This window comes from Bacillus sp. SG-1, from assembly GCF_000181495.1.
Taxonomy (GTDB): Bacteria; Bacillota; Bacilli; order Bacillales; family Bacillaceae_B; genus Rossellomorea.
On record NZ_ABCF01000113.1, the window covers coordinates 1 to 6,345 of the forward strand.

Genomic DNA, 6,345 nt, shown 5'->3' on the forward strand with positions numbered 1-6,345 from the left:
TATTTTTTTAGGATAGATTGGAGTTTCATTCTTTGTTTTTTAGTTCTTTTTCTTGCTCTGAAAGATAATGCTGCTGATTTCCGCTTCAGGTGCGTTAATCCATGGAGCGGGCGGGATCTCACCTGTAACCATAAGTGGAAGGGCCATGATTTGACCCCCAGGGGCTTGGCTCAGGAACTAGATGTCCCGCTAATCCAGCAGGAGATCAAGCACCTTCCGCTACATTCAGCCATGTATCAACCAAGAAAATCCCATATACAAAACCAAATTTAAAAAAGATTCTTGGCCATTTCCTTCTAAGATTTTTCGTTGTTTCTGTCCCACGACAAATATTCGGACCATTCCTTGCAGCAATAGACCAAATTTTTGGTTCTCCCCTTAGATTTTTGTCCATTCCCTCAGGAATTGTCCAGTTCTCTGCCCACCACCAGGACCATTCAATAATTATCCGCACCCCAAATCCTGATGACTTTAAACAAACCTTGCAATAAAAGAAGCCGGCTGCCCTTAGGCAGCCGGCTGTTCGATCTATTTAGTTTGCTGGTTGGAATTGGACTGCCACTTTTTGCATAGCGCCAATTTCATCGGTTACCAAACGGATGATTTTGTTTGCTTCACCCGGGGAATGTTCCTTTGCTTTTACAGTTACACGGACTTGCTCTCCATCCGCTCTGACCAATGCATCTTCATAACCCATAGATTTAATCAGTGTTTCCAAAACAGTCTCTGTTGTGGCAAGCTCTTTAAGCTGATCCATTTGTTCTATCGCTTCATTTTTTTCCTCGATGGAAATATCAGCGGATGCTAGTTTGGTTTCCAGGTCCTCTCTGCTCTTTGAGCGCTGATCCATGAATTCCATGCGAAGAGTTTCAAATACTTCGTCACCGGCAGCTTCCGTTACAATATCCACTTCTCCATCAGCAGCCGCTTCTTCATCTCCACCAGATTTCCCTTCTACTTGTGCCGGAGTGCCCTCTTCCATTTTAGTCATATCTGCTGCCTGCTGTGTCGGTGAAGTGATGTAATACACAGATAACACAATCACAAGGCTCAACATTGTCAATAACCATACCGTTTGCTTTTTCAATAACATATCTCATTTCCCCCTTAATTTTTAGGCATTACCGCTACCCGGTGGCTGGGAACATCCAGCACCCGTGTGACAGATTCAATGATCCATTTTTTCACTTGTATGTTATCAGCACCCTTTGCTACTACAAGAACGCCGCTGATTTTAGGTTTTTTAGTCTCGAGAATGATCGGTACTTCCTTATCACCATTTCTGATGATGACCAGCTGCTCATCCGAAGACTTATCTTCAATTGACCGGTTCCCGCCGTCCCGATCGGTTTCTTTTGTCACCTGCGTTTGCAAGGAATTGTTTTTCTCGTACACCTTCCGCTCAGTTGATTCCACATTGACAACAACGGTTGGGTCATTCACTCCGGCAATTTGCTCCAGGGCTTCTTTCAGCTGATTTTCGTACCGGTTCTCATAATCTTGCATTATGGAATCCTTTGAATCTTTGTTTCCAAAGGCCGGTACCTCGTCCTGCTGCGGTTCACTTTCGGTTTTCATGACAGTTGAGGCCTCCTGAGAACCACTTCCCCACATATCACTGATGAGCATGAATGCAACGCCAAACAGCAGTACGATTAAGAAATAGTGAAATTTCCCCGGCTTTTTCTCAGGCTCTTCCGTCTCTTCGGAATCTTTCATGAATAGCTGCTGAAATGCTTTAAACGGACCTTTATCAAATTTCATGTTTATTTCCTGCACCTCCTTCGATCGTAATCACTAGTTTGTCACCTGGTATATTCCATTTTTCTGAAAGCATCTTCGAAATTTCTTTATTGCTTTCATCCTTTGGAATAGCTTTGGTCGTATCGATTTCGACTGGTTTTATTGCTGTGACTGTTTCATCCTGGGAGGTATCCAAATGAATCGACACTGACAAGATGCTCTCCGGCAGCTTCTCAAGGTCGTCCGCTTCCAGCTCGATATGTTTTACAGTTAGACCATATTGTTCTATCATCTCCTTTTCTACATCATCTTTCATTTGGACAGCCATCTGTTCTAAAATATATGCACGTTGTGAGGCTTGTATTTCTTTTTTCTTCATTTCTACTAAATTTTCTACTGAAGCTGTTTTGACAGTCCCCTCCAACTTGATATCTTCAAGGGCTTCTTCAAAGTCAGCAGTGAATAACTTCATGAGCGGGGTCAGGATAATCGTTATAAGAAGGAGCCCTGTCACGATTTTCGTATATTTTTGCATATTGGAACTTGGGAGAAGCATATCGATCACACTTGCCAATAGTACAAAAACGATAATATTGGTTACCCACTCTGTCAGAAATGACATCTTCTCCCTCCTTATCTCACCATTAGAGTAATGTTGCCTGCTGCGATCATGATTGTGATGCTGAGAAAAAACATAAACGAAACAATGGCCAGGGCAGCAAAAACATAAATGACGCTCTTGCTTATAGTATCGAGACACGCAATGACCGGACCCCCGCCCAAAGGCTGCAACAGTGCCGCGGCCAGCTTATAGATCAATGCGATCATCAGGATCTTCATCGCAGGGAATGCAGCGATCATTAAGAGGATGGCCACTCCCGCAATTCCGACAGTGTTCTTCAGCAGGACCGATGCACTGATGACCGTGTCGGCGGCATCGGTGAACATCCTTCCGATCACCGGGACAAAGTTTCCTGTTACAAATTTAGCCGTCCTCACCGTTATGCCATCCGTTACCGCAGCCGTTGCCCCCTGCACGGAGATCACTCCAAGGAATACTGTCATGAATATTCCCAGGAGGCCGATGCTCCAGTTTCTAAGCAGGTTTGCCAGCTGAGTCACCTTATATTGCGGAGACAAAGTGCTCACGATGCTCAATAACGCAGAAAGAAATAAAAGAGGCAGGACGATATTTTGAATCAACAGTCCGCTTGTATTCATGAGGAAAATAATTACCGGGTGGAAGAAAGCGGCCGATATCAGGCCTCCTGAGGACGCGATGAGTGCCAGCAGCAACGGAATCAAGGCAATGATAAAGTTCATCATCGTACCGATTGCCTCTTTCGTATAATCGATTGCCACATGAAAGCTGTTCAGCGCAATGATGATCAACACCATGAAGACAATTGCATAGGCGACTTTGCTGACATTTCCGCCTTCAAATGAGTTTTGCAGCGATTGTAAAAACATACTAAAAATCGTCAGTAATATCAGGGTTCCAAGTAATTTGCCATTCATGACTAACTCCTGGAAAGCAAAATGAATGATGCCTGTGAACCAGGCTTTAAAGGAAAACTGCTTGTCCCCTTTAATGAAATCGATCAAACTCCCTTTCTGGCTTTCCGGCAGGAACCCCCCATATTGCGAAATCACATCGTCCCAGTAAACCTTCAGTTCATCGATTTCCAACCTTTCCAATTGCTCTTCGAGTAACTTTTCTCCCAACTCTGTGTTCTGCTGTGCGTCTTCTCCTTCTGCTCCAACGGCGGATGTTCCAAGAATAAAGTAAAATAGTGTACAACATATGACTAGAAATATTAGACGCATTTTTTCACCTCTATGTGCAGCTGCCTCCTCAACCATTCGGGATCATATTGATGATGGTTTCAATGATGACAGTCAAGATCGGCACTGCCATTGCTAGAATAAGAATTTTACCGGCCAGTTCCACCTTTGCCGCGAGAGCCCCCTGTCCCGCATCCTTTGTGATATGTGAGGCGAATTCTGCTATGTAGGCAATCCCTATAATTTTCAGGATGGTTTCCACATAGATCATGTTGATGTTGGCGTTTGCAGCCAGCTTTTCAATCATCCGGATGATTTCATATATCTGGTCAACGAGAAACAAGAAAATCGCACAGCCGACGAAGACAACAAGCAAAAAAGCAAAATTAGGTTTTTGCTCTTTAATGATCAAAGCGAGGAAAGTCGATACAAGGGCAATTCCGACTACTTGTATGATTTCAATGGCCTATTCCCCCTCTCACCCTTGGAACAGAAACACTGATTTGATTTTTTGAAACAAGTCATCCACGATTGAAGCGACCATAAATAAAATGTAAATAAAGCCGAACAGCGTAACCCACTGTGCATACTCTTTCTTGCCAACTTGGTCCAGGATTGTGTGAAGAAAAGCCACAACAATACCTACACCGGCAATTTTAAAAATAATATCGACATCAATTCCCATCTTTTCCCCTCCTGATCATTACAGCAATAAAATGATGAGAAGCAGGCCTGAAAGAAATCCTAAACTTTTCGTCATTTTTTCATATCTCTTTTGTTTTTCCAGTGCTTCTGTTTCTTCTCGTTCCAAATGCGTAAGGGTCAGTAATATATGCTTTTGCTGAGTTAACCGATCGTGTTTGCCCAGGCTCTCACCGAACTGAGTAAGGATTTCATATTCTCTTGACTTAAAGGCAGTCATCTTCCAAACCTCTTTCAGACTGGCTTCCCAAGCTTCACTTACAGTTGTTTCTTCGGTGGTGATTTTCTTGGCGAACACTTCAAAGAACCAGGCAACCGGACGCTGAAGTTGTTTGGAAAGCTTGCGTGCCGCTTCATGCAGAGGTGTATGGCCATACATAATTTCGGCCTCCAATGACTGTAAGGCTGATTTCAGTATCCTTAACTGACGCGGCCTTTCACTTAAATGCCTGGATGCTTCAAATCCGGCCCAGGAGGTGGATAGGATGATAAAAACAGCCCCGATGATTTTAATCATTTACGTCACACTCGCTTTTTCCAGCAGTGAAGCCCCCGCCTGATTTTTGATATCCTTAATCAGTCCCGGATTGTCCCCTCTGGATAGTTCAATAAATCTCTCTATTACATTCATTTCAATAATTTCTTTAAGATAAGGACGCTTTGAAATCTCTTCTAACGAGTGCCCATGGGTGGTCATTATAAGGGTAATACCCGCATTCACCGCTTCCAGGATAGCTTGGCCATCTTCCCGGCGCCCGATTTCGTCAACGATGATCACATCCGGGCTCATGGAGCGGATCAGCATCATCATCCCTTCTGCTTTGGGACACGCATCGAGCACATCAATCCGAGGTCCGAATTGAAGCTGAGGCACTCCATGCACACAGCCGGCAATTTCAGACCGTTCATCCACTATCCCTACCTTATAGGGCGGAATCGGAATACTCTCCTCAGGAAAGCCGGTCGAAACGATCCTCGCGATGTCCCTTAACATCGTCGTTTTACCTGTCTGAGGTGCACCGATGATCATGGTATGCTTCCAGCGGTTTTTGTAGAGGCTCGGAATCAATGGTGCGGCTATGCCAATGGCTTCGCGCGCAACCCTGATATTGAATGAAGCCAAATGCCTGATCGCCTTCACCTTTCCCCCGTCGAGAATCACCTTTCCGGCAAGCCCAACCCGGTGGCCGCCTTCAATTGTGATGTATCCTCGTTTCAATTCTTCTTCCAAGGTGTAGAACGAATGATTCGCAAGCTTATTGATCAGTTGTTCCCCATCTTTCTTAGTTACAACATAGGGAAGAAAATATGGTATACCCCTGGCCGTCACTTCCAGCGGTCTGTCTATCCTGATTCTGATTTCTTCAATCAGCGGCTGAATATGGGTTGGCATTGCAATGATTTTTTCTGCGATAGCTGTTGGAACGATTGATAGGATTTCTTCCATATTCCCTCCTCCTCATTTTGCTGTTCAAACTACTCCTTTGATTGGTACATGCCTTTTGATATTAAAATGTATTCGGAGAATAGAAGAATATGACTTCATTGTGGGGATTGCAGTGGAATAAAACTTAATTTTAATACATTAAAGCGCTAAGAGGGACAGTCCCTCTTAGCGCTTTAACGTACTAAAATCCCTCAACATAAAAAAGCTGAAGGACAATTAATGCCCTCCAGCTTGCTTTCTAATCATTCGAACCTACGCACGAGATACATAAGAACCATCAGTCGTATTGATAACTAAAACGTCTCCTTCGTTTACGAAGAAAGGTACGTTTACAACCAGGCCGGTTTCTACTGTTGCCGGTTTGGAACCGCCGGAAGCCGTATCACCTTTGATACCTGGTTCAGTTTCAGTAACAGTCAATTGTACTGAATTTGGCAATTCTACACCAAGAGTTTCACCATGGTACATCATAATTTGAACTTCCATGTTTTCTTTCAAAAACTTTAGTTCATATTCGATTTGAGCTGAGTTCAGCTCAATTTGCTCATAAGAATCTGTGTCCATGAAAACATGCATATCGCCATTAGCATAAAGATACTGCATTCTACGGTTGTCGATTTGAGCTTTAGCGACTTTTTCGCCTGCACGGAAGGTTTTTTCCTGAATTG

Annotated in this window: 9 protein-coding genes; all 9 read right to left on the bottom strand. The window is 43.8% G+C overall.

What is annotated here, in order from left to right:
- Positions 1-532: 532 nt before the first annotated feature.
- Complete coding sequence (locus BSG1_RS18560; protein ID WP_006838767.1) at positions 533-1,093, bottom strand: SpoIIIAH-like family protein; 561 nt, start codon at positions 1,091-1,093, stop codon at positions 533-535.
- 14 nt (positions 1,094-1,107) lie between these two features.
- Positions 1,108-1,764, bottom strand: a complete 657-nt coding sequence (gene spoIIIAG / locus BSG1_RS18565; RefSeq protein WP_006838768.1) for a stage III sporulation protein AG — start codon at positions 1,762-1,764, stop codon at positions 1,108-1,110.
- The gene (spoIIIAF, locus tag BSG1_RS18570) at positions 1,754-2,365 is read right to left on the bottom strand and encodes a stage III sporulation protein AF (protein ID WP_006838769.1); all 612 of its coding nucleotides are present in this window, start codon (positions 2,363-2,365) and stop codon (positions 1,754-1,756) included. Before spoIIIAF ends, spoIIIAG begins: the two co-directional genes overlap by 11 nt.
- Positions 2,366-2,376: 11 nt before the next feature.
- Positions 2,377-3,570 (bottom strand): stage III sporulation protein AE, encoded by a 1,194-nt coding sequence (spoIIIAE, locus tag BSG1_RS18575; RefSeq protein WP_044023172.1) that lies wholly within the window; start codon positions 3,568-3,570, stop codon positions 2,377-2,379.
- Between the two features lie 28 nt (positions 3,571-3,598).
- The gene (gene spoIIIAD, locus BSG1_RS18580; RefSeq protein WP_232214260.1) at positions 3,599-3,991 is read right to left on the bottom strand and encodes a stage III sporulation protein AD; all 393 of its coding nucleotides are present in this window, start codon (positions 3,989-3,991) and stop codon (positions 3,599-3,601) included.
- Positions 3,992-4,006: 15 nt separating this feature from the next.
- On the bottom strand, positions 4,007-4,213 hold the full coding sequence (spoIIIAC, locus tag BSG1_RS18585; RefSeq protein ID WP_006838772.1) for a stage III sporulation protein AC: 207 nt from the start codon (positions 4,211-4,213) through the stop codon (positions 4,007-4,009).
- An 18-nt stretch (positions 4,214-4,231) separates the two neighbouring features.
- Positions 4,232-4,747 (bottom strand): stage III sporulation protein SpoIIIAB, encoded by a 516-nt coding sequence (gene spoIIIAB / locus BSG1_RS18590; protein ID WP_006838773.1) that lies wholly within the window; start codon positions 4,745-4,747, stop codon positions 4,232-4,234.
- Complete coding sequence (gene spoIIIAA / locus BSG1_RS18595; protein WP_006838774.1) at positions 4,748-5,677, bottom strand: stage III sporulation protein AA; 930 nt, start codon at positions 5,675-5,677, stop codon at positions 4,748-4,750.
- 252 nt (positions 5,678-5,929) lie between these two features.
- Positions 5,930-6,345 (bottom strand): elongation factor P (efp, locus tag BSG1_RS18600; protein ID WP_044023174.1); only part of this gene is annotated, 416 nt, incomplete at its 5' end.

Bases quoted from the DNA above. Each gene is read 5' to 3' on its own strand.
- spoIIIAG (WP_006838768.1), bottom strand. From the start codon at position 1,764: ATGAAATTTGATAAAGGTCCGTTTAAAGCATTTCAGCAGCTATTCATG.
- spoIIIAF (WP_006838769.1), bottom strand. From the start codon at position 2,365: ATGTCATTTCTGACAGAGTGGGTAACCAATATTATCGTTTTTGTACTA.
- spoIIIAE (WP_044023172.1), bottom strand. From the start codon at position 3,570: ATGCGTCTAATATTTCTAGTCATATGTTGTACACTATTTTACTTTATT.
- spoIIIAA (WP_006838774.1), bottom strand. From the start codon at position 5,677: ATGGAAGAAATCCTATCAATCGTTCCAACAGCTATCGCAGAAAAAATC.
- spoIIIAB (WP_006838773.1), bottom strand. From the start codon at position 4,747: ATGATTAAAATCATCGGGGCTGTTTTTATCATCCTATCCACCTCCTGG.
- BSG1_RS18560 (WP_006838767.1), bottom strand. From the start codon at position 1,093: ATGTTATTGAAAAAGCAAACGGTATGGTTATTGACAATGTTGAGCCTT.
- spoIIIAC (WP_006838772.1), bottom strand. From the start codon at position 4,213: ATGGGAATTGATGTCGATATTATTTTTAAAATTGCCGGTGTAGGTATT.